General features: G+C 48.1%; 22 protein-coding genes and 1 tRNA gene. 8 read left to right on the top strand and 15 right to left on the bottom strand.

Features of this window, described 5'->3' with window-relative positions; all coding sequences use genetic code 11:
* Positions 1-35 precede the first annotated feature (35 nt).
* From QKW35_RS15775 to QKW35_RS15765, 3 genes are all read right to left on the bottom strand, one after another.
* Positions 36-707 (bottom strand): response regulator, encoded by a 672-nt coding sequence (locus QKW35_RS15775; protein WP_282354588.1) that lies wholly within the window; start codon positions 705-707, stop codon positions 36-38.
* Positions 708-797: 90 nt separating this feature from the next.
* On the bottom strand, positions 798-1,250 hold the full coding sequence (locus tag QKW35_RS15770) for a response regulator (RefSeq protein WP_282354586.1): 453 nt from the start codon (positions 1,248-1,250) through the stop codon (positions 798-800).
* A 56-nt stretch (positions 1,251-1,306) separates the two neighbouring features.
* On the bottom strand, positions 1,307-2,116 hold the full coding sequence (locus tag QKW35_RS15765) for a DNA-binding protein (RefSeq protein WP_282354585.1): 810 nt from the start codon (positions 2,114-2,116) through the stop codon (positions 1,307-1,309).
* A gap of 175 nt (positions 2,117-2,291) precedes the next feature.
* On the opposite strand from QKW35_RS15765, the gene gap reads away from it, so the two are divergent.
* Entirely contained in the window at positions 2,292-3,299 is a 1,008-nt protein-coding gene (gap, locus tag QKW35_RS15760) for a type I glyceraldehyde-3-phosphate dehydrogenase (protein ID WP_282354583.1), read from the top strand.
* A 58-nt stretch (positions 3,300-3,357) separates the two neighbouring features.
* Here gap and QKW35_RS15755 read toward each other — a convergent pair.
* Positions 3,358-3,433 (bottom strand) — tRNA-Gly (locus QKW35_RS15755).
* 300 nt (positions 3,434-3,733) lie between these two features.
* On the opposite strand from QKW35_RS15755, the gene QKW35_RS15750 reads away from it, so the two are divergent.
* Complete coding sequence (locus QKW35_RS15750; RefSeq protein ID WP_282354581.1) at positions 3,734-5,239, top strand: tyrosine-type recombinase/integrase; 1,506 nt, start codon at positions 3,734-3,736, stop codon at positions 5,237-5,239.
* Between the two features lie 562 nt (positions 5,240-5,801).
* Here QKW35_RS15750 and QKW35_RS15745 read toward each other — a convergent pair.
* Both QKW35_RS15745 and QKW35_RS15740 read right to left on the bottom strand, forming a co-directional pair.
* Positions 5,802-6,494: a metallophosphoesterase gene (locus QKW35_RS15745; protein WP_282354579.1), complete on the bottom strand. Its 693-nt coding sequence runs from the start codon at positions 6,492-6,494 to the stop codon at positions 5,802-5,804.
* 3 nt (positions 6,495-6,497) lie between these two features.
* The gene (locus tag QKW35_RS15740; protein ID WP_282354577.1) at positions 6,498-7,514 is read right to left on the bottom strand and encodes a hypothetical protein; all 1,017 of its coding nucleotides are present in this window, start codon (positions 7,512-7,514) and stop codon (positions 6,498-6,500) included.
* A gap of 236 nt (positions 7,515-7,750) precedes the next feature.
* Between QKW35_RS15740 and QKW35_RS15735 the strand changes: the two genes are divergently transcribed.
* Both QKW35_RS15735 and QKW35_RS15730 read left to right on the top strand, forming a co-directional pair.
* Positions 7,751-8,476, top strand: a complete 726-nt coding sequence (locus QKW35_RS15735) for a hypothetical protein (protein ID WP_282354575.1) — start codon at positions 7,751-7,753, stop codon at positions 8,474-8,476.
* Between the two features lie 38 nt (positions 8,477-8,514).
* Positions 8,515-8,967, top strand: a complete 453-nt coding sequence (locus QKW35_RS15730) for a hypothetical protein (protein ID WP_282354574.1) — start codon at positions 8,515-8,517, stop codon at positions 8,965-8,967.
* Between the two features lie 211 nt (positions 8,968-9,178).
* Here the strand turns inward: QKW35_RS15730 and QKW35_RS15725 are convergent, their stop codons facing one another.
* Both QKW35_RS15725 and QKW35_RS15720 read right to left on the bottom strand, forming a co-directional pair.
* Positions 9,179-9,571 (bottom strand): hypothetical protein, encoded by a 393-nt coding sequence (locus QKW35_RS15725; RefSeq protein ID WP_282354573.1) that lies wholly within the window; start codon positions 9,569-9,571, stop codon positions 9,179-9,181.
* 10 nt (positions 9,572-9,581) lie between these two features.
* Positions 9,582-10,034, bottom strand: a complete 453-nt coding sequence (locus QKW35_RS15720) for a BREX system Lon protease-like protein BrxL (protein WP_282354675.1) — start codon at positions 10,032-10,034, stop codon at positions 9,582-9,584.
* 973 nt (positions 10,035-11,007) lie between these two features.
* Here QKW35_RS15720 and QKW35_RS15715 point away from each other — a divergent pair.
* Both QKW35_RS15715 and QKW35_RS15710 read left to right on the top strand, forming a co-directional pair.
* Entirely contained in the window at positions 11,008-11,283 is a 276-nt protein-coding gene (locus tag QKW35_RS15715; protein WP_282354571.1) for a DUF2933 domain-containing protein, read from the top strand.
* A 14-nt stretch (positions 11,284-11,297) separates the two neighbouring features.
* Entirely contained in the window at positions 11,298-12,299 is a 1,002-nt protein-coding gene (locus QKW35_RS15710) for a YncE family protein (RefSeq protein ID WP_282354569.1), read from the top strand.
* 56 nt (positions 12,300-12,355) lie between these two features.
* On the opposite strand, the gene QKW35_RS15705 is transcribed toward QKW35_RS15710, so the two are convergent.
* The 5 genes from QKW35_RS15705 to QKW35_RS15685 are packed head-to-tail and all read right to left on the bottom strand — an operon-like array spanning position 12,356 to position 17,414.
* Positions 12,356-12,586, bottom strand: coding sequence for an SHOCT domain-containing protein (locus tag QKW35_RS15705; RefSeq protein WP_282354567.1), 231 nt, complete (start codon positions 12,584-12,586; stop codon positions 12,356-12,358).
* A 40-nt stretch (positions 12,587-12,626) separates the two neighbouring features.
* The gene (locus tag QKW35_RS15700; protein WP_282354565.1) at positions 12,627-14,033 is read right to left on the bottom strand and encodes a multicopper oxidase family protein; all 1,407 of its coding nucleotides are present in this window, start codon (positions 14,031-14,033) and stop codon (positions 12,627-12,629) included.
* Positions 14,034-14,047: 14 nt separating this feature from the next.
* The gene (locus QKW35_RS15695) at positions 14,048-14,461 is read right to left on the bottom strand and encodes a c-type cytochrome (protein WP_282354563.1); all 414 of its coding nucleotides are present in this window, start codon (positions 14,459-14,461) and stop codon (positions 14,048-14,050) included.
* Positions 14,462-14,486: 25 nt separating this feature from the next.
* The gene (locus QKW35_RS15690; protein ID WP_282354561.1) at positions 14,487-16,517 is read right to left on the bottom strand and encodes a protein-disulfide reductase DsbD family protein; all 2,031 of its coding nucleotides are present in this window, start codon (positions 16,515-16,517) and stop codon (positions 14,487-14,489) included.
* Between the two features lie 15 nt (positions 16,518-16,532).
* Positions 16,533-17,414 carry a DsbA family protein gene (locus QKW35_RS15685; RefSeq protein ID WP_282354559.1) on the bottom strand — a complete coding sequence of 294 codons (882 nt, stop codon included), beginning with the start codon at positions 17,412-17,414 and terminating at the stop codon, positions 16,533-16,535.
* 1,116 nt (positions 17,415-18,530) lie between these two features.
* On the opposite strand from QKW35_RS15685, the gene QKW35_RS15680 reads away from it, so the two are divergent.
* Both QKW35_RS15680 and QKW35_RS15675 read left to right on the top strand, forming a co-directional pair.
* Positions 18,531-19,139 carry a c-type cytochrome gene (locus tag QKW35_RS15680; protein WP_282354558.1) on the top strand — a complete coding sequence of 203 codons (609 nt, stop codon included), beginning with the start codon at positions 18,531-18,533 and terminating at the stop codon, positions 19,137-19,139.
* A gap of 9 nt (positions 19,140-19,148) precedes the next feature.
* On the top strand, positions 19,149-20,039 hold the full coding sequence (locus QKW35_RS15675; protein ID WP_282354555.1) for a c-type cytochrome: 891 nt from the start codon (positions 19,149-19,151) through the stop codon (positions 20,037-20,039).
* On the opposite strand, the gene QKW35_RS21345 is transcribed toward QKW35_RS15675, so the two are convergent.
* Together QKW35_RS21345 and QKW35_RS15670 are read right to left on the bottom strand one after the other, a co-directional pair.
* Positions 19,921-20,598 carry an ABC transporter permease gene (locus QKW35_RS21345; RefSeq protein WP_425608009.1) on the bottom strand — a complete coding sequence of 226 codons (678 nt, stop codon included), beginning with the start codon at positions 20,596-20,598 and terminating at the stop codon, positions 19,921-19,923. The genes QKW35_RS15675 and QKW35_RS21345 overlap by 119 nt on opposite strands.
* Before the next feature lie 79 nt (positions 20,599-20,677).
* Positions 20,678-21,181, bottom strand: coding sequence for a cupredoxin domain-containing protein (locus tag QKW35_RS15670; protein WP_282354553.1), 504 nt, complete (start codon positions 21,179-21,181; stop codon positions 20,678-20,680).
* Positions 21,182-21,435: the final 254 nt, after the last annotated feature.

The raw sequence follows: 21,435 nt of genomic DNA, 5'->3' as shown, positions 1-21,435 counted from the left end.
CCCTGAATAATTGGACCACAATTACAGTTTAGCGTTCAGGCTTGGACTATGCCGTGACGAATAGCCAGATGCACCAATTCAGAGTTATTGGAGACTTTTAGCTTTCGCAGGATATTTGTACGGTGAGCATGAATGGTTTTAGGACTCAGAAACATCTGCTCAGCAACCTGAGCCACGGATTGCCCGTTTGCCAGGTGCGTAAAGATCTGAAGTTCACGCTTAGTCAGCGTACCAACTGGTGACGCCTCATCATCAGCACCTGTACCAAGCTTTGCTTTGATAAACTCGGAGATATACGAACCACCACGATAGATGGTCACAACAGCCTCCAGTAGCTCTTCAGGCGCGCAACGCTTAGTCAGATACCCTTTGGCACCCGCATTGAGCACATGAGACGGAAACGGATCACTCTCCATAACCGTTAACACCAAAACACGGGCAGAAGCATCATAAGAGATGATACGCCTAATCGCGTCCAGACCGCCGTTTATATTGGTGGTAGCTTCCGGATCAGAGGTATCCGTAGGCATGGACAGATCCATGATAACGACATCAGGGCTATGCTCCTGATAGAGATCGAAAGCCTCCTGCCCATTATTGGCTTCAGCAACGATACTAATACGCCCATCAGCCTGCAATAACCGGTGAAAGCCAGCCCTCACCAGAGGATGATCATCCACCAGGAGAACACCGATACCATCTACCATAAAAATATCCCTTCCAAGCACCCTTACTAGAAAAACCTCATCCCAGAGGCCTGAAGCCATTCTAGCGAGATTAAGGCACCTTACAACACCCTAGTCTGTATCTATATCAAAAATAGCATCAGCCCCACGGTAACAACCGTAGGAATCCACATCGAGCGCACTTGCGGTAGAGATATCTTCCTCAGAGACAGATGCCGGTAGCGCCACGAGCTCATCACTGTAGCCAACCAACTGAATCCCTTCCCGCTTGCAGTGCATCAACACCTTCTCAAGCGCCTTGACCACCTTGATTTGACGGTCAGACAGGCCCTCCTGAGGCACCTTATGCTTTTCTCGACGCTTACTGGTTACCTGGCGGACGGCATAGCCATCAGAGTCCAGCAACTGAACGATTATCCCGCTCAGCTTCTCCTTAACCAGAGCAACCTTTGCGAGATCGAATGACGCTTCTGAGGTACAACAAAACGTATCACCCTCAACACCTTCTTTAAGCGCGTCAGAGATAGACTGATAGGTCCCAGGCTCGTTTATTATTTTTTCCATTTCAATATCTTGCTGAAAACTTCTTAAAAATTACCTTAGCAATAAATTATTGCCGTTTAACTTCCAAGCACCTCTGCCAACTTACGCTGACACTCGTCCAGCTCTTTGAGCAACTGATCATACCGTACATCCTGCTGCGCAATCACTGTTTCCAGGGCATGACGCTTAGATACAGCCTCTTTCTCCTGCAACAGCAACTGCTTACGAAGCACCGCATTCTCATCAGCCAACGCTTCCTGGGAAGCCTCAAGACGAGCCCTCTCTTCTTCACTCAACCGCAAAGAAACCTTAAGCTCAATCAGCTCCTGGGTGTCCGTAGCACCACCGGAACCCTGCTGCCGATCAAGCATCAAGGCCTGCTGCTTGATCTCACGCTTCAGATTGCCATTCTCAGCATTCAGGCGAATAAGATCCGATTCCAGTGCAAGCATCTGCTGCTGCAGCTTCTGCCTCTCATCGGCCGATTGCTCGCGCTCTGCAAGAAGACGAACATTCTGCTGCTGAATCTCTCGCAGTTCCGTTACCGCCCCCTCTTCCACCAAACGCGCCTGCTCCTTCACCTCCCGGTAGCGCGCATCCAACTCTGCCTTACGTTCAGCATAAGCATGATCAGCATACCCTAAAGCCTGTTGCCACAATTTATTAGCAGTCTCAACGACTGGCTCCGGAAGCTCCGGACGCTCGCGCCCTTCACGCAATCGAACGCCCAGCTGCTGCCACCATTCGTTTAATGCACGATTGATGGTGGAGATCGACCCCGTACCCAGCTGCTCGCGCACATTCTGCTGGGTAGGACGAATCCCTTGCTCCAACAGCCGATCAGCAACTTCCAGCACACGATCCGCCGTATCACTCTTCCTCGGCATACAAAAAACCCTTAATACGTATCAATTGATACGTATTAAATATTACACAGCATCAAATAGCACGCGTTTTATTCAACACCAACCCGCCAATAAACTGACATCCCTTTCAAATCGCGCAGACCAGGCGAAACTCTTCTATGCTGAACGGGTTAGCGTGATTTCAGGGAGGCATTTTATGAGTATTCGAGTAGCAATAAATGGGTATGGCCGAATTGGCCGAATGATCTTGCGCGCGCTGTACGAATCCAGACGGAACGATGAGATAAGCATTGTCGCCATCAATGACCTGGGCGACTCACGCGTCAACGCGCACCTCACCGAATTTGACAGCGTGCACGGACACTTCGGCTACAAAGTCGATGCGACACGCAACTGCATGCTGATCGAGGACGACAGCATCACGATCATCAGCGAATCTAATTTGGACGCCCTACCCTGGGCGGAGCTGGACATTGATATTGTCTTTGAGTGCACAGGCCGATTTACCGACCGAGAAGCCGCCAGCAAACATATTGCCCAAGGCGCAAAAAAAGTGATCGTCTCAGCGCCAGCAAAAGACGTAGACGCAACCATCGTGTATGGCGTAAACCACCAAAGCCTGACACAAGAACACCAGATCATCTCCAACGCCTCCTGTACCACCAATTGCCTGGCACCCATGGCCAAAATACTGAACGACGCAATCGGCATCCAGGAAGGCATCATGACGACGATCCACGCCTACACCAACGATCAGCATCTGTCAGATACATACCATTCAGACTTGCACCGCGCCCGCGCCGCTGCACTTTCAATGATCCCAACCAAAACAGGCGCAGCCCAGGCAGTCGGCCTCGTGCTACCCGAATTGGCCGGTAAACTGACCGGTCTCGCGGTACGCGTACCTACACCCAACGTTTCTCTGGTCGATCTGAGCTTTGTTGCAGGCAGATCCACTAACGAAGAAGAGATCAATCAACTTATCAAAGATGCTGCGCGAGGAGACCTGCGAGGCGTGATCGAATACAACGAACTTCCACTCGTTTCTGTTGATTTCAACCACCACCCCGCCTCATGCATCTTTGACAGCACACAGACACACGCAATTGGCTCGATGGTAAAAGTGTTTGCTTGGTACGACAATGAATGGGGATTTTCCAACCGCATGCTGGATACCGCGGTTGCACTATTTAGCGCTGAATAAACACGCCAACAAACGGACACAAAAAAGCCAGCATAATGCTGGCTTTTTTGTGAGAATTTGGAGCGGAATATCGGGCTCGAACCGACGACCTGAACCTTGGCAAGGTTCCGCTCTACCAACTGAGCTAATTCCGCATAAAGGTGTTTTGCCTGATGACTATTGGTGCCCGGAGCCGGAATCGAACCGGCACGCTCGCAATGAGCGGGAGATTTTAAGTCTCACACGCATTCATTATATACCACACAGAAACGTCCTAAAACCTCACCTAAATCTCGCTTAATCCGCTTGAAAGAACCGAAAAAAGGGATCTATTACGGATCACGTAGCAAAAACATATCAAATCTTATTAACGCAATCCAATAAAATCCGTAGCAAATACTCACCTTTTTGCTACTATACCTGTTGCAAATACGTAGCTGATTTTGAGGTGCAGGATGGCGCAGATTGAACAGGTTTTTAGCCAAGACTGGGTGGATAAAAGAATTAAGGAGGTAGACAACAGAACAGGGAAGCACAACACCCAAGACTACAAGGACATCTACACCAAAGCACACGGATTGAGGTTGCGCATCAACTCCGGCGGCCGGATGACCTATTACATCTATGAGCGAATCAAGGGCGAGAAAAACCCCAAACGCATAACGATCGGTGAAGCACGCAAGATACCCTTGGTTTCCGCACGAGGAACAGCAAAGCGGCATCAGGATCTGATCGCGAACGGTAAGGATCCTGCGACACATATTGCGACTGACCCTAAGGGCCCCACTCTACGTGAAATCTTCAAAGACAAAACTGAGGGCCGCGGGGTGAAATCAGACTCCAATCCGAACGGGCTGTCTAAGGGAACCCTGAAAACATACAGAGCTGATTTGAATGCTCTAGGAGAACTGATTGATAAACCGATTAACACTATTACAGATAAAGACGTTCTTGATCAGCACAAAATCAAGTCGCTAGCCAGTGGGCCCAGGATGGCGGATCGCGGGATGGTAATGCTGCGCACACTCGGCAACTATGCAATGCTTAAATACAAGGACGCTGAGCGAAACTTTATCGTCACCCGAAACCCTGCTGACATTATGAAGGTCGAACAAGCCTGGAACGTGAATGGCGGTAACACAAAGCGCCGGAATGTCGCAATTGATCAGACGCACATTAAGCAGTGGTGGGAAGCCATTGAAGGATTCAAAGACTACAAGACAGACAGAAACAACAAATCAGCACCACTTGCGCTCAGTGCATCATACTACTTCCGCTTCCTTCTGCTGACAGGTGTTCGAGCTGAAAACGCTGCAATGATCGAGTGGAGGCACGTCAATCTGTCACGAGGAACAATCTCATTTGATGACTCCGATGCGCTCAAGATTATAAAGAACGATGAGCGAGTAACAAACATGCCGCTGTCTGACTATGTCGCAGACATGCTGCGAGAGCTTCATCAGCACCGACAGCCGAAGAACAAGTGGGTGTTTCCAAATGCCTCTGGAGGCCATGTTTCAGCTGGGATGAACGACTGGATGAAGAGACTTCGCAAAGCCACTGGAATGCAGTACACAGCAAACGATATGCGCCGCACATTCATGACAATCGCAGAAGCCTGCGGGCTGAACTCTCACACCATAAAACGCCTCGCCAACCACACCCGAGCCCACAGCGATGTTACGTCCGGCTACATTGTCGCAAACGTAGAGCACCTGCGATCCCAAACCCAGCTGATCACAAACTTTATCCTCGAGGAGGTCGGCAAAGAAGTGCACCACGAAAACGAATTGGCGTTATCTACCGACCTTCTGGAATGGAGCATAGCAAAATCAAAAGAAACTGGAGACCAGGTGCGTGATATTGTTGAAGACTGGGCTCGTACAGGACGCCTTGCTGAACAGTTTCCCAGTCTGTCTTTAAACCAGATCCGCATGATTCAGAGCGGCGCGCACCCATAACTGCCCGCTTGCACACAAGATGCACGTCGACGTCAGTGTCTTTTAAATAAAAAGAGGTAGAAGTTATCCTCTTTAGGCAACTTGCGGCCTAGCCCGCCAAGAATTCTTGCGCCAATCAGTAGATTATAATCACAATTGATACTTAACAGCAGGAAGCCGTAAGCTTCTTCAGGCGACGCAGGCATGCAGATACAAGACACCTTAATGCCGCCCCACATTTTTTTGGGGCTTTTTTACTTTTATTTGTTTTCAAATAATTTTGTTGTTGGCCGGCTTCGCCGAAGTTGAACCAGTGAACTGGTCCAAGAGAGCAGTAGAAGAAGGAAATCCTGATGAAATCAGACTTAAAGCCAATTAACAGAAGAACCCAGAGAAGCAAGTTTGGAAACAATTAAGAGTGATTTTAGCATTTTTTTCGCCAAAAGTAAATTTATAAAGCACAATATATGCCAACTTTTAGCAAAAATAGGAAAATATAATCTTTTGTCAATATTTCCGGACACAAGTCCAGATGCACATATAGACGTCAATTGTTTGCAGCATGACAGCCCACAAGGCATCATCAGTTGACCTTGATGACACCTTTTATCAATTCCTCAGTTGTCAGGATGTAAAAGCCACTACGCTCGTAGGTATCGATCCAGCACTGATTGGGACCACGCATTAATTGATCGCAGCCGACGGATCCGCTGACCAACATATCGATGCCCGGCACCAGTCGTCCACGCCCCTCTTTTGCCAGCCTATAGTCTTTACTCCCGCTACAACAAGCCTGCCATTGCTCTTTTGATAGTTCATTACTGGTCAGGCAACTCCAAGTTTCAGGTGCCTCAGCATGGATAACCCCCACCAGCCCCCACCCCGTATCAATGGTGATGGCCAGAGGCATGTGCTCTTGGATCAGGCGTATATAACCAGCCAATTTATTTGGGTGTAATCCATAACTCCATTCGCCACCATTACCCAGGTGATGCGCCCGCACCTGCTCATCATGCTGCCCCTCAAGCAACATCAGCTCCCGACCACCCAACACTGAAAAGAACCAAGACTCCTCCAACAGGCGCAAAGCACCTGGCGAATCCATCCCCTGGTCGATCAGATCACCCGTTGCAAACAGCCGATCATGCTCAAAGTCGAAATCCCTATCTTCTAACAGGTCATACATGTCCCCCCAAGAGCCGTGTATATCGCCAACATAGTAGTCTTTGCCAGAGTCATTTTTGGATATATATCGATGCTGAGTCAGTCCCTTCACCTGTCAATTCCCCTCTTTTAATTCTTGCTCAAGCCTTGTGATCTCATCTTGTATAGCCTTCTTCTGCTTCAACAGTTCCAAATATCGCTGCTGGATATCAATTTTATCCTTCAGCTTTAATACATCTTCCTCAGAAACAGAGTCGATTTCAGCGACCGTTTTACACTCACTTTCCGCTGCCTCTGCGCTGCTTTTCACCTGTACAAAGATGTTATCCCCAATCCGTATATCAACGCCACAGAGCCTATCCTGAGCACGGTTTATAAGACTTTCCAGCTCCTTATGGGCCTTCAACCCCGAGGATATCGGCGGCAAGTACCGTATAACCTCCACCTCATCACTCGGCTCATTTCCATAAAGCAGACGCATTTCTTCGGCTTTGATTTTGTGACTTAAGCTCTGTATGTCTTTCTCAGTAGATTCCACATCCCGCTGGATTAAGGAAACATCATCGCCCTGATGCTCACCAGTCTGTTTCAGCTTACGTAGCTCACGGGCTTCATCTCTCAGCAATTTACGACGTCGTTGAAGAGTGCCCAGTCCATCCAGCTCAGATTCAAGCTGACTCAACTGCGCCTTAGTACTTAGAATTTCTTCCAGTAATGCTTTAACCCGATCAGGGAATGGTTTTGGTTTTCGGCCCCTGCGTTTACCCTTCTGTGTTGTGCTGATCGGCTCAGGCTTCTCAACGCCTAGCCGATCCCACTCATCCATCGTCTGCTCAAGAGTTCGCTTAGCAAGGGCAAGCTTACGATCAAGGATCGATAATTCATCTTTGGGTGGACGTCCGACGGGGGATGCACTCGCTGAAGCTGGAATAGACAGATTGTCTAAAGGTACGTGCTCCACACCCTCAAGTTTTTCCTGCTCAACAATCTCTTTCAGGACAAAATCCAGCTTTGCTTGCTCGTATTCACGACGCTCGCTTCGAGACTTTGGACGCGCACCAGGCCCCTTCCTTTGCGCAATCTCATCCGCATCGTCCCCTTCTGTTTTAAGCAGAGCATCTAATTCATCCACTCTTCGCTTCTGACGCAACGCCGCCCGACGCAACTTTTCCAGAGGGGGAAGCGATGGCCTTCCATCACTACTCATACTCGTACCAACTGCACCAAATACACATAATATACAAAATATTAAATATTTTTCTAAAAAAAATCTATAAAAACCACACTTTATTAACATTTTTATATTGATTTAATTCCAGTCAATTATATAATTAAGCTGTATTCAATTGATCAGACAAGAGGACATCTATGAAAACACTGACGAAGGAAGAGCTGCTTTCGCTTCCATTCTCTCCCTCAGCCTGCAACATCCTGAACGATGAGTTTTGTCGACATGATGAAGGGGATGAATATTTTCGCTTTGAATCATGGGCGTATGGCGACATTAGCCTGGAGACAGAGTGCGGGATCGCTATCAGCTTTGGTTGGCGAGCAGAAGGCGGTGAAGAAACCTATAAAAGCGCATTCGATTTTAATATCAGCCGTGATGAAAACATCACGATAGAACTTTACAACGCCTGCGTTGTTGATGATGAAGCCGACGAACTCGCACACTGGGAGATTCAGGATGCCCTTGATGAACTACTGAACGACAACGATTGGGAAACAACCGTACAAGAGCAACTGCCAGCTCCTGGATTTGAAGCAATAGACCTAAAGGAAACAAAATATATGAAAAATTACACGGTAGAACGCGATAACGATCGCGCCATAAAGTTTACCGGCGAGCAGATTGCCTCAGCAACAGACTCAACAACCGGCGGCCGAGAAACAATGAACCTGTACCGCACGCAACAAGGCAAATACATCTGCGAAACTATTGTCGATACATACTCACAGGGCAACATCTGGAGCAGTTACAACGGTGCTGTATGCGAACGTGAAGATGAAGTCATCGAATTCTTCGGTTTGTCATCACAGGCAAAAGAACTGTACGCAGACGCCAATATCAATGCCTTTTTAGAAGTGGCATAACCCTATTAACTCATTACTAATCCACTGGAGATAATCCTATGTTTGAAAACCCAATCACTACCCCAGAAGCGATCAATGCTCTGCTGCCGAAGCTGTATTATGGCGATGCAACCAGCGATCACACTCAGCAGCAGTTTGCCAGCGAGATGACCGAGCAGGCAAAAAGCATCGATTTCAATCAGCAAGAATGGTATGCGGCAATGGAAGCTTTGCAAGGCTTCAGCCTCTCTGATTTTGCCGAACAACTGTCACAAGAACAGCTTGTGGAAAGCTGGAAGAGCTGTATTACTGCAAATTGGGAGCACTACGATCTTGCTCACCACTTCGTCAATCAAGAATGGCTATTGGATAAAGACGCGCACTATAATTTCTTCTGCAAAGTAGTTGCTCTGTCCCATAAAGAGATGACGGCAGTGGTATTTGTGGCACACAATTTCTGGACCAAGAACGATGAATTCTTGCCGATATTTGAGGCGATCATTACCACTTAGACACTAATCCCCTTCCCTCCCTGAAGGCCGTTATAACAACCCAAATATGTACGGCCGCCCCTATAAGACAGCCAACACATTTTACTGAAAAGTCTACTTCAACGTATTAATGGATCAATCCACCCCCAATGCCTTGAACACCGCATCGACTGGATCCGTATAAAAGCGCGTCTGGAACTTGGTGAACAACTCTGCTGGAATGGATGGGATATCAGCTGCACTGCTCATCGGCAGGGCGACCCGCTGCGACCTGAAGGCACTCAGCAATGCTCTCAACTGGTGTCACACTGCCTCCCAGACTCATATCACCCTGCACCACCATTTGCCCCAGTGCCGGTTTACCTAAAAGGCCAGATGGAAAGGCGACCAGGCTGGATAGCGCCAGATGATTCAGTGGTCCCGTGTTTTGAAGCTCGACCACAAGCAGGTGGAAATCATGGTCCATCACCTTGGCCGAAACACTGATCCGCGATGCATTGGCCTTGAAGAAATTAAAAGCGATCTTAACTTGCTGCTTGGCCGCACTGGAATTCCACAGGCCTGAGGTAGCCAGCTTGCCAGTACCCTTGGTTACCTGAAGCTCCAATCGGTACAGTCCAGGCATCCCCTTGTTGCTAAGGCCAATGGTGTGGATTTGCCAAGGCCCTCCTGGATAAGTACACCGCCGCCCTGCTCTTTAACCATAACAAAATGTTCTTACAAGCTGTTGTTGTCGATGTAGCTGAAATGCACATCGTAAAACTCCATACCACCGACCTTCTACAACCGCTCATTAATCCGGCTACGTATCTGCAATGCATACTCCAGGCATTCCGCACATCGTCTTTTCTGAATTCACCGTATGAATACAGGAGCTTCAGCTGGCCGGAAACCGTCTTGCGCACCGCAATCACATCACGCTGGTTCAGGTTATTGCACAGTTTAAAGTATTTATCGATGGCATCGGCGAAGCTGCGCTTACACATCTCACGATAATACTCGGCCAGGTAATCAACGATCAGACCATATTTATTTGTAAAGAACTCTGGCTGCGTCTTGGGTATCTCCCAGCCAGGGATATAAGGCATGGAAGCAGTCGAAGAAAGCGGACTCAATCCGTTTGATAATCTCCACATGGACTCTCTACCAAGCAGCACAATAGTGGTTATATTCAGTGTCGAAGCGATACAGACTAGCCTCCTGATGCCGACACCGAGCTTCGACACTGGTGAAGTGAAGTCCTGCTGATTACTGATGGCGCAAGGCGAACAAAACAATTGTAACAAACAGAGGCTCATACATTTTGTGGTGGGTACACCGGATTATCTCTGGTTTTACCCCTATCAACTCCGGTGTAGATAATCGTGATCTTAAGATGAGCAAGAGTATCCAGAAAACAAGAATGATTACCTGCTCTGTTCTTCAGTACATCTTATGACCATAGCGAAAGCTCACGACTTGAGCCATTGATAGGCGTGGCACTGTACGTGTATTGGAGGAGCATTCGAGAAAGTGCTTAAAAGAACAATGTGATCCACATCAAAGTCCTACCCAGAAACATATTATGTAAATGAACTCAGAGCAGATCCTTATGTCACTATAATCGTGTCTGCAAAACGGTGGATTATCGCGAGACAATGAAACGGCAAAGATTGTTATTTAGCCTGTTGTTGGCCCTGTTTTTTACTGCCTTCAGCAGCCAGTTTTTCACTAGCGGCATGCCACATTCCGGATCACAGATTAACAGTGCCGCATGTAACGTTACAACTGATACGATGTATCTTAATTCAGATGCCATCAGCGTCAGCCAACAGTCCGGTTGCTCAGCCGAGTGTACCCTTGCCTGCTTAAGCCCTTGTGGGGTATCTAGTGCATTTATAGGCGCTAGTCAGTACAGCAGCCTTGATATGCCTGACAGCTACAACAAACCTGTTTTTGCGTCTTCCCCCCTTCCCCCATTTACAGAACCCTCTATAAGACCTCCTATAGCCTGATTTCCCCATAAAACTCAGCCTTCTCTGACCAGAGACGGGCTTCATATATTTTATTGAGGAAATCACAATGAAACATGATCACAACACTCCATGGTGGAAAAACGGCCATAACCTGATGATGGCAGGCTGTGTTGCTATTGCCGGATACTTCTTTCTTTTCACTGACACAAGCTGGCAAACAGCGCTGTTTTTTCTGGTTTGCCCCTTAATGCATATTTTCATGATGAAAGGTATGGGGAACGACTGCCATCAGGAAAAGGAAGCCTCCGCTGAGCCGACAGAACCAGAAAAGACAGGTCGTCAGTCAGCAAAACAGAGCACATACATTCAAAAAGACTTTTAACAGAGGGATCTGCAATGAAAACCAACAAAGCTAAACAAACTTCATTTATGCTGATCGGTTTTTCCAGCTTTCTTTACTCACTATCGGCTTTTTCTGCCCCGACAGTGTATATCCCCTTAGGCTCAGGTAATGGCGTGGTAGCGGTCGATGCCGCAACTGATAAAGTCATTGAACACTATACAGGGGTTAAAAATCCCCACGGTCTGGTCGCGACACCGGATGGAGAATACTTACTGGCCGGCAGCATTTATGAAAATGCTGAGAAAAACAATGCTGGTGATGAAAATAACAGTAACCTGTTTCTGATCCATCCCGCTCATGGTCATGTGATGCAAACGATTCCAGTGGCTGGTTGGTCACACCACCAAGCAATTACGCCAGATGGGCGCTACGTTCTATCAACTCATCCGACTCGCAATCATGTCAGTGTGGTTGATATGCAAAGCACCTCGCAGATAAAGCTGATCGAAACCAACAACGCTCCTTACTACGTCCTTGTTACCGATGATGGGAAAAGAGCATATGTAAGTAACAGCGGTGCCAACACAATTCAGGAGGTCAGCATTGAAAAATGGGAGATAACACGTACCTTCGATGCAGGCCCTTCGCCAGAACATATGGTGTTATCCAAAGACGAATCTATGCTCTACGTAAACAACTCCCGTAAAGGCACTCTTTCAATCATCCCTTTAAATTCGCCAGAGAAGAGGCAGGAATTTAGTATTGCAGCAAATCTACATGGATTGGATATCAGCGATGATGGTAATCACCTGTATATCAGTAGTAAGTCTGAAAGCAAGCTTATTGTCTTCACACCGGAAACAGGCGATAAAGTGACGGTACCGCTATCTCCTAAGCCCTATCATCTGAATACCATCACGGGTACAGGCAAGGTATATATATCCAGCCGTTCAGAGCCAACTGTCTGGGTGATTGACCAATCATCTTTTCAGTTGATCAACAGCTTTCAGCTTCCAGCTGGTGAGGGGCACCAGATGAGCATTATAAATCAGTAACCGAAAGAAAAAGCTGGCGTCAGGAATATCCGGTTGCCAGCTTTTTTATACGAAGATTAGCTTTCTTTATCCAGAACAGCCTTACGCTTTTTATACTCATCCTCGTCAATCTCTCCCCGCGCATATCGCTCTGCCAGGATGTCCTGGGGAGAGGCTTTCTCTTCATTGTTGCCCTTACCTGAAATCAGTCTGACCAGAAACCAAATGACCAGCACCAAAATTACCAGCCAGAATAACATCCCCATACCATGACCAAACATGTACCATCCTGAACCGTCATTCCACATATCTATCTCCCTATCTCCAATAAAAATTCTGCACTAAGAATCAGGCTGTTACCTCAAACCAGGTCACCATTCCGGCGGCCTGATGCTCAATCATATGGCAATGTATCAACCATTTTCCCGGCAATCCGGCCTGAAAGCGGATTACAACTTTTTCACCCCGCTCCATCAGCAGAGTATCGTGCCATATACCCTCCTGATAGCGATTAGAGTTGGTTTGAAAGTGATGACCATGCAGGTGCATCCCATGGGGCCATCGTGTGTTATTGTCCATCACTATCTCAACCACATCCCCAGACTTGGCGGTCAGCAGCGGCTCATCCGGTAAGTTAGCAACACCATTAAACGCCCAGATCTGCTTATGCTGGATAAGTTCTCTTACTCCCATACTTTTGTTCTGATAAACCGCTTTACGCAAACCGCCCATCGCACCGCCCTCCATCATCAGTTGCACGTGGTGATCTGCTTTTCTATCAGACAAACTGAATAAAGGGTTCGCAGGCAGGGCAGTGGGACTATCATGATGAATCGCTACGCTGGGTAACAATACATCCCAGAAAGCTCCCGCATAACGTTTTTGGGTACTGACCTCATATATTGGCTGTTCACCCTGCCAGTCAGCGGGTATATCAACTATCAGGTCATACCGCTCCGCCGGAGCAAGAATCAATGGATCCTCAAACCGTATAGGCGCTGCCAACGGCTGACCATCCTTGGCAACGATCCAGGCGTTAACCCCGGTAAACTCCGAGGCCATAATCCTTGAAGAGGCCATAATCCTTGAATTTGCAGCATTGAGTACCCGTAAACGATTTCGGGAACCGGCCCGAACCTGAAGCCGGGGTTTGACCTGGCGGTTGACGGTAAGGACATTGCCCATTCTCCCGCCATGGGACCACTCATGCATATTGCCTAAAGACTTAAGATCCAGCTGAGCATCTTTATTAAGACGCCAGTCATCCAGCACAAGGAGATGATCCTGATCCACCGGATATTCTGTGCTTTCCTCTACAATCAAAGGCAGATATAGCCCTCGGGCCAGTTGCTGATAGGTATTGTGGTGGGCATGCACCCAGTAGGTACCCGCATCCTTGGGCGTAAAACGGTATACAAACTCTTCTCCCGGTTCAATTGCCTGCTGAGTAAGGCCACTGACACCATCCATCGCGTTGTCGATGCGCAGGCCATGCCAGTGTAGGCTGGTTGCTTCTGGCAGTTGGTTTTTAACGACAATCTCGACCGGCTGATTCTGTTTCAGCCTCAGTACTTCCCGGTCTAGCCCCCACAGCACAGTCGGCTGGTATGAATCACCAAACCATGCCCGCTGCTCAGGCTGCAAAATAAGCTCGATTTTCTGCCCGGCATAAACCAGCCGCGCCTGAATACCCAGGGGTAAAGCACATAGACTCGTTGCCGCCAGTTTTAGGAACTCTCTGCGTTTAAGAGCCATCATCAACTCCTGAATTACATTTTGTGCTCACGGCGGACAATGCCATTTTGTTGTTGTACTTCACGAATGAACTTCACTATGGCTGCCATATCAGAAAAGCCCACGCCAGGTTGCGGTGGCATATCTCCGTAGGGCCAGTGATGACTTTTGACGCCGTTGCGTACAGCCGAGTAGAACGCCCTGTTGGAATGGTGTCCCGGATTATAGATATCATGAATCAGAGGCGGGCCCAGAAGGGTACCTTCACCGTTAATACCATGACAGCCCGCACAGCTTTTGTTATAAGCCTGCTGGCCATTTTTAGCAGTAGGTGATAAATCGCCCACCTTGACCTTAACATGACCATTGAAGTGCTCAGCCAGTACTGCCTGACTGTTCAGAACAAGACTCATAACCATTAGGCCTACTACAGATTTGTACATATTCATCGCCACATTTCCTTTAATTAAATCGTTAATTACCTGCGGCTGACCTAACAGCAGTACGCAGGCTTTCTAAAGTCAGAAGTTCCGGCAGTAAGAGGCCTTCAGGTGCATTTGGACCGTAAATGGCGTTAAAGGGGATACCCGATCGCCCGTGACTACTCAAGAAAGACTCGATCGTCTTATCCGGCAGACTCCAATCCCCCTGCATAAAAACAACATCATACTGTTCAAGCAGATTCCGACCGTCTTCTGCATCTAACACTGCCGCCTTGTTGTATTTACAGGTAATGCACCAATCCGCTGTAATATCGACCAGCATCACTTTGCCCTCGTCCACTAATTCATCAATCCGCTCTGGTTGAAATACTTCTTGGGGGTAAGGCCGCAAAGGAGCGTCCACTTGATTTACAAATGGCATAAAAAGCAACACCAGGGCAATCCATAGAGTAGCTGGACGCCAACGAATCAACTGTGGGCTCCACAACAACAGCCAAGCGGCACCAACTACGGTTACGCCTAACAGCGTCAGGCTGTTCAGGTGGTTGCTTAATAGCCAGATTAACCACGCCGCAGCCAGCAACAACCCAAATGCCAGAATACGTCGCACTCCTTTCATCCACCGTCCGGGTTTAGGCAGTTGACCGATTAAACCTGGCCAGAGGCTTAACGCCAGATAGGGGGTTGCCAGACCAATACCCAATGCAGAAAAGACCCAGAAAATTTCAAATGACCCCTGACTCAAAGCGAAAGCAACGGCGGTTCCAAGAAAGGGTGCTGAACAGGGTGTTGCGAGTAACGTCGCCCCCACCCCCTGCATGTAAGATGCTATACGGGCCGAATGGTGAGTTTCGCTACCAGCGGAAGCCAGCGCTGTCTGCCATTTAGCTGGTAAAGAGAATTCAAACCAGCCAAACATATTTGCGGTGAACAACAACATTACGAGCAACATGAACAGAAGGAAAAACGGGTTCTGGAATTGAATCCCCCACCCCACGTAATAGCCTGCCAGTTGCAAGCCACTCAGACTCAGGGCAAGAATCCAGAAAAAGCTCAAAACGCCTAAAGCTGTCAGAAGCAGCTGTACTCGAGCTTCTCTCCTTGGCATATTGCCTGCTTCAGACAGGTGCATTAGCTTTATCGACAGCACCGGCAGTACACAGGGCATTACATTCAGGATCAAACCGCCCGCCCAGGCCATTAACAAGATGCTGAGCCATTTGAGGCTGCCTGACGTTACGCTTTGATCCGGACGCGTAACGTTTTCAACCTGAACTGCGCCATCATAAGCCTGCAAGCTATCAACATAGGTTATCTTAATTGGATGCTCCGGTAAGTCTGCACTGATCCCTTCAGGTGCGTTCCACCATACCTGAACTTGTGTATCCTTAACTTCGATGACGGGATCAGGCCATTCATGCAGATCATAATTTTCGATAAACAGATCCGGATTTTCTGCCACGCTCGGAAGATTCAGAGTCAAATAGAGCCCCTGCTTATCAGCTACTAGCCGGTAGCTGCTCTGCACCTCTTTGAGGGAAGAAGGCACCTTTGACATAAACTTATTGATCAACCGCTGGCTGGACCAGTCTATGCCTGTTTCGCCATTCAGCTCCAATTGAACAGTTGTCTGCAACGGCAAACAGATCTCGTTGCAAACATAAACTTGGGCTTTACCTTGAAGCGAAAGGGCACTCCTGGATGAGTTGAGCGGGTAGCGAACAGGTATAACCACTTCATCGCTATACCCATACGACTGCAAACCAAGAAGGCTAAAGCGTTTCGGTGCAGGCCAGTACCATTCAGGCTCTGGTACTAAAGCATCATGTTCAAGTGTCAACGAAGGTGCTGCACCAGCCGCCCCGGGTGTTCGCCAGTATGTCTTCCATCCGGGCTGCAACTTGATGTGAAGCCCCAGGAGTAATTCAGACTGCCCGGCCAGATTATTTACGGGAGTGATTAAACGCACCTGGACCGGGCCATCCTCTTGCCAGGATCCGACAGCAGCCAGCACCTGAAGTGGGAAAATCAATGCAAACAGGCACAGTAAGAGTCTCGGCATGTTTCGATCTTCCTGTTACTGGCGCTGCTTTAGGGATTCCAGGGCCTGTTTCAAAGCCCGAAGCCTCTGTGCACCATGAACTGAGATGGTAGTCCCAGTGACATTATGGCGAATAAAGTTCCCTGGTGTGCCAGTTACGCCCCCAGCCTGGCCATTAGCCATCTGCTGCAACACCTTCTGCTTGTATTTCTCACTATTCAAACACTGTTTGAACGCCTCTTGGTCGAGGCCGATTTCAACAGCAAGCGGAGCGAGCTTATCGATCGGGAAGCCTTTACCGTTGGAACGGGTTCTCTCATAAATCAGGTCAGTGTATTGCCAGAAAGCATCGTTCCCTCCCAACTCACCCGCACACTCGGAAGCCTCTGCCTGCTTCTGTGCCCCTGGGTTATGAAAATTCAGAGGAAAATGCCGGTAGACCCAATTCACCTCAGGATTCTGCTCGATAAACTGCATAGCCGTTTTGTGGAAGCGCTTACAGAATGGGCATTCAAAATCAGAATATTCGATCAGGCTGAACTCTGCCTTCTGCTCACCGCGGATATAGTCAGACTCCGGATCTACCGCAGAAACATTTGCCATACGGTCTTCCAGGGCCTTTCTCTGCTGTTCCGCTCGGGCCTGATTCTGTTTTTCGATGAATTGCAGAATTACTTCCTCAACCCGGTTCTCGAACGCCTCACTCTGCATATACTCCTGCCACTTCTGCGACAGTTTCTCATCCATCTCATCGGCTTTCAGCCAGCCGCTAAATAACACCAATAAAATAATTCCGGATGCCCGGATAAGCCTTAATTTCATGATCACTCTCCCTGCTGAACTTAAGCGTGCATTCAAATCGCCGAAACGCTTAAGTTGCTTTAAATTCAACGCGATACGTTGTAGAAAACGCCACAAATCCGTTACTTACGAATTTAGAGGCTAGCCCCGGGGAGGATGAAATACGGAGGAAGAATAGCCAGATCGGATGCGTTCAAGATCTTTCTTAGACCAGATGGATGAATTGCGATCATCCCAAAAGTCGGGTATGGAAAATCCGGGATATACCCTCGCTTCTGCTACGCTTAGGTGTTCACAGAATTGATAGCCTTCATCACAATTTGCCGTTTCAGCAGAATGGTTTAAATCCGTCATTAAACCAGCTTCCATTCTGCACTGATCAGGTGTGGCAAACACGTCTGCCACACCCGTTCCCGTGAACAGAACGAGTAACATAGCTAACTGTAGGACCATTCGTTTCATGTAGAAGCCACCAGCAGGCCAATGGCCCGAGTATCAAACACGAACCACATTCTGTATAGAAAACAACCAGCTTAATTCCCTTTGATCAACGCCAATCAAGTGATCAAACGTTACATAAAATAAAGCTTCCAGAGGCAGGAAGGTCAAGTCAAAAGGCCGCTTTCTAAATAAAAAAACCTGCGGGACTGCATATCAATTACAAATTTCTGCTTGACCTTCCCCCAGGTGGAAGCGGTAGATTGAACAACTATTGGGACAATAAAGGCTACGCAAGCTTTACAAGGCATAGGCTCTTTAACTAGCATCAAGCAAAAGCTGTCCAAAAAACAACCAGAACATCGATTCGATCTTGGGTATGATGACTTTCTTAAAACAGGCAACGATCCTGCTTCTGATGCTGTTCGTCCAGCTTCAGCCAGTGCAAGTACATGCAGTGATTCTGGACGCCGAACAGGACGGTCATGTTGCGGGGATGCTCAGTCATTCTCACCACCATGAAATGGAAGAATCAAGTCATCACTCTGGGGCCGAGGATCATAGCTCAGACTGTCACCCTGCTCATACCTTATCGCCTCCTACAATCTACGCCCCTGGAATCCATCTTTCGCATCAAACAGCTTCTGAGCAGCAAACAACCGGACTACTCTCAGTTCATATCGCATTAGACCCCCCTCCTCCTAAACTCGCTTGAGCCCACTTGTATCGTTTTAAGTTTATAAAGGGCCTGAGAAGCAACTCAGGACTCACGTATGGTTATGGAGTGTATACACAATGAACAAAATGATTGCTGCTGTTTCTTTGGTACTTATGGCGTCTGTTTCTTCGCAACTGGTTATGGCCCACGGTGGTGCTACAGGAATCGTCAAAGAACGAATGGACCTTATGGATAACATGAAAGATGCTGTTAAACAGCTGAAAGCTATCTATAAGGGTGATGAGGAATATGATCCCGATACAATCAGAAATGCCGCGTTGGTTATTCGCGATCATTCTGGTGACGCTATGTCCAAGCTATTCCCAGAAGGCAGCCTGAAAGGTAAATCCGAAGCAAAACCAATAATCTGGCAAGAGTGGAATCGCTTTAAAAAGCTGGCAGACGACCAAGAGAAAATCGCCCAAGGTCTTTACAACGCAGCGGAGAATCAAGGGACCGCCTCCGGAGGAGGCATGATGGGAACTAACACCATGATGGGGCAAAACATGATGGATAGCCATTCAATGATGGGCTCCGGTTCAATGATGGGTAATAGCAAGCACATGCAACAGAATATGACCAATCCAGAGCATTTAGGTAGCATGCCTTCAGACATGGTATTCAAAATGCTGACGGATACCTGTTCTTCCTGTCATACCCGTTACCGTAAAGAGAAAGATAAGTGAGGTGAGAACATGAAAAAGACCTTACTCTATTCCTTCACATTAACGGCACTGGCTGCAATAGCATGGGTCAGTTTGCCTCTTTCCGCCAACATAGATAAAACACAGATAAATGCCGAAGCTGGAAATGTTGCACGGGGGGCATACCTGGCCAGAGCTTCAGGCTGCATTGCCTGTCATACAAATATTGAAGCCGGAGGTCCCGCACTTGCAGGCGGAGCACCTCTAAAAACACCGTTCGGAACTTTCTATGCGCCGAACCTGACCACCGATAAACAGCACGGCATAGGTAATTGGACGTTAGAGGACTTTGCCACGGCACTAAGGTCGGGAATTTCGCCAGAAGGAAGCCCCTATTATCCGGCCTTTCCTTATGACTTCTATACGAAGTTAAGTGATCAGGACATTGCCGATCTGTGGGCAGCTTTCCAGACTGTACCTTCGGTAAATACAGCCAGTACGCCCCATGAACTGAGCTTCCCGTTCAATGTCCGTGAGGGACTGAACCTCTGGCAAAGCTTGTTTTTTAAAGCAGGCCGTTATAAGCCTTCTGAAGGTGAGGAAGAGCAGTTCAACCGGGGCAAGTATCTGGTCGAAAGTGCAGCCCACTGCGCCGCATGCCATTCCCCTCGGAACTTGTTCGGGGCACTCGATGAAGATAATAGCTTTGCAGGATCGCAGTCAATGTTAGAGGGAGAAGGCTCCATCCCGGCAATTACTCCCGAGGCATTGAAAGCAGCTGGATGGAGTCAGAGCGACCTTTCCTATGCCCTGAAGTCAGGCATTAAACCTGATGGCGATGTCTTCGGCGGGAGTATGGGTGAGGTTGTGCGTGATGGAACTGCTTTTCTTCAGAAACAGGACCTGGATGCCGTTGCCCACTACCTTCTAAATCGCAAATAGCATTCATTAAAAAGTCCCTGACAGATTGACATGTCAGGGACTTTTTTGAATAAGCCATCCTATTTTCTGCGTTCAATCTCATTTTGGTTCTATATGCCGCTCCGGCTCTTCCCTGATAACTGTATTGATCACCAGCCTCAAGCAAGCTCCCCAGATCCTCTCTGGAGACGAATACCACGGAACTGGCCATCGAAAATGTATCGATCGATAGCCCCACTACGCGTAACGGTCGATCGACCAGAGTGACTTCATCCCCTAACTGAATACCGGTAAGCCGAGAAATCACTTCAGGTATGACCGCTTCACCGGCGTCTGGTAACGATTTACCCTGAGCCACTGACCAGGGGCCTGCGTTGATATATTTCGGGGAAACACCAATGATATAAGAGAACCAGTCTTGTCCGCCTATCTTGAGCGGGCCGTTCAGATAAAGGACTGCCGACACCGCTTTTACACCGGGTATCTGCTCAACCCTGTCAACCTTCCAGTCCCATACCATAGAACTGGCCATGTGCATGTTGGAGACGCCCTTCTGCATTACCCAGACATCTGCGTCCATCTTCTTCAGATAGACGACCATTTGGTGATACCTCTTTATAAGCAAAGTATATGCTGGGATTATCGACAATCATGTCAGCTCAGATCACTTCCACTACAGCTTTCATTCCTTCTTCGTAATGCCCAGGGAGATGACACGCAGCTTCAAAGATCCCCTTTTTGCTGAAGGTCCAGGTCATCTGACGGATCTCGCCCGGCTTTAAAGTGACAGCATTGCCTTCATCATGTTTCGTCTCCGGCATACTGCGCATTAAAGCAGCATGCTCTCGCATCTCAGCCTTATCACCGATTACAAATTCATGCTTCAACTTATCATGATTGAATATATAGAAGCGGATGGTATCACCCTGATTAAATTTAAATTCTGCGGGTGAAAAGCTCATATTCGGGCCCAAACTCACATGTATCTTTTGATTGACATCGCTAATTCGACCCGGATATCCCGCGGCGGTGAGTAAATGGCCTTTTTCCATATGCGTATGGCCGTTTTCATGGTCCCTTATGGGGCCATGATCAGTGATGCCTGCAAACAATGGGCTGCCGTAAATCGCAGCAGCTATGATCAAGTTAAATAGATTACTCATGGTTAAACCTCATTTAATCTTGATAGTTCGGAACAGAATAGTTGCTGTGAATCCCCAACAGTGAGGAAAGGAATAAATGGAATACCTCCTTCAACATAGAGAACGTTGTTCTGGGCAGATAGTTCCGTTAATTATCAGCGGTTTCTCCATGGTGGTCAGTCTGTAGTGGTCAACTAATTCCGGACAGTAAATTAAGCTGTTCTTCGGCTCGCGCAGGAGCCAATCCCTTGTTGTGCTGATGAGGCCTTTGGTGA

The sequence above is a fragment of the Pontibacterium granulatum genome, from assembly GCF_029961155.1.
GTDB classification, from domain to species: Bacteria; Pseudomonadota; Gammaproteobacteria; order Pseudomonadales; family Balneatricaceae; genus Pontibacterium; species Pontibacterium granulatum.
The sequence above is the reverse complement of the archived record's forward strand: the minus strand, read 5'-3'. Positions and strand labels throughout refer to the sequence as shown.

Bases quoted from the DNA above. Each gene is read 5' to 3' on its own strand.
- QKW35_RS15775 (WP_282354588.1), bottom strand. From the start codon at position 707: ATGGTAGATGGTATCGGTGTTCTCCTGGTGGATGATCATCCTCTGGTG.
- QKW35_RS15770 (WP_282354586.1), bottom strand. From the start codon at position 1,250: ATGGAAAAAATAATAAACGAGCCTGGGACCTATCAGTCTATCTCTGAC.
- QKW35_RS15765 (WP_282354585.1), bottom strand. From the start codon at position 2,116: ATGCCGAGGAAGAGTGATACGGCGGATCGTGTGCTGGAAGTTGCTGAT.
- gap (WP_282354583.1), top strand. From the start codon at position 2,292: ATGAGTATTCGAGTAGCAATAAATGGGTATGGCCGAATTGGCCGAATG.
- QKW35_RS15750 (WP_282354581.1), top strand. From the start codon at position 3,734: ATGGCGCAGATTGAACAGGTTTTTAGCCAAGACTGGGTGGATAAAAGA.
- QKW35_RS15735 (WP_282354575.1), top strand. From the start codon at position 7,751: ATGAAAACACTGACGAAGGAAGAGCTGCTTTCGCTTCCATTCTCTCCC.
- QKW35_RS15730 (WP_282354574.1), top strand. From the start codon at position 8,515: ATGTTTGAAAACCCAATCACTACCCCAGAAGCGATCAATGCTCTGCTG.
- QKW35_RS15725 (WP_282354573.1), bottom strand. From the start codon at position 9,571: ATGCCTGGACTGTACCGATTGGAGCTTCAGGTAACCAAGGGTACTGGC.
- QKW35_RS15720 (WP_282354675.1), bottom strand. From the start codon at position 10,034: ATGCCTTATATCCCTGGCTGGGAGATACCCAAGACGCAGCCAGAGTTC.
- QKW35_RS15715 (WP_282354571.1), top strand. From the start codon at position 11,008: ATGAAACATGATCACAACACTCCATGGTGGAAAAACGGCCATAACCTG.
- QKW35_RS15710 (WP_282354569.1), top strand. From the start codon at position 11,298: ATGAAAACCAACAAAGCTAAACAAACTTCATTTATGCTGATCGGTTTT.
- QKW35_RS15705 (WP_282354567.1), bottom strand. From the start codon at position 12,586: ATGTGGAATGACGGTTCAGGATGGTACATGTTTGGTCATGGTATGGGG.
- QKW35_RS15700 (WP_282354565.1), bottom strand. From the start codon at position 14,033: ATGGCTCTTAAACGCAGAGAGTTCCTAAAACTGGCGGCAACGAGTCTA.
- QKW35_RS15695 (WP_282354563.1), bottom strand. From the start codon at position 14,461: ATGAATATGTACAAATCTGTAGTAGGCCTAATGGTTATGAGTCTTGTT.
- QKW35_RS15690 (WP_282354561.1), bottom strand. From the start codon at position 16,517: ATGCCGAGACTCTTACTGTGCCTGTTTGCATTGATTTTCCCACTTCAG.
- QKW35_RS15680 (WP_282354558.1), top strand. From the start codon at position 18,531: ATGAACAAAATGATTGCTGCTGTTTCTTTGGTACTTATGGCGTCTGTT.
- QKW35_RS15675 (WP_282354555.1), top strand. From the start codon at position 19,149: ATGAAAAAGACCTTACTCTATTCCTTCACATTAACGGCACTGGCTGCA.
- QKW35_RS21345 (WP_425608009.1), bottom strand. From the start codon at position 20,598: ATGGACGCAGATGTCTGGGTAATGCAGAAGGGCGTCTCCAACATGCAC.
- QKW35_RS15670 (WP_282354553.1), bottom strand. From the start codon at position 21,181: ATGAGTAATCTATTTAACTTGATCATAGCTGCTGCGATTTACGGCAGC.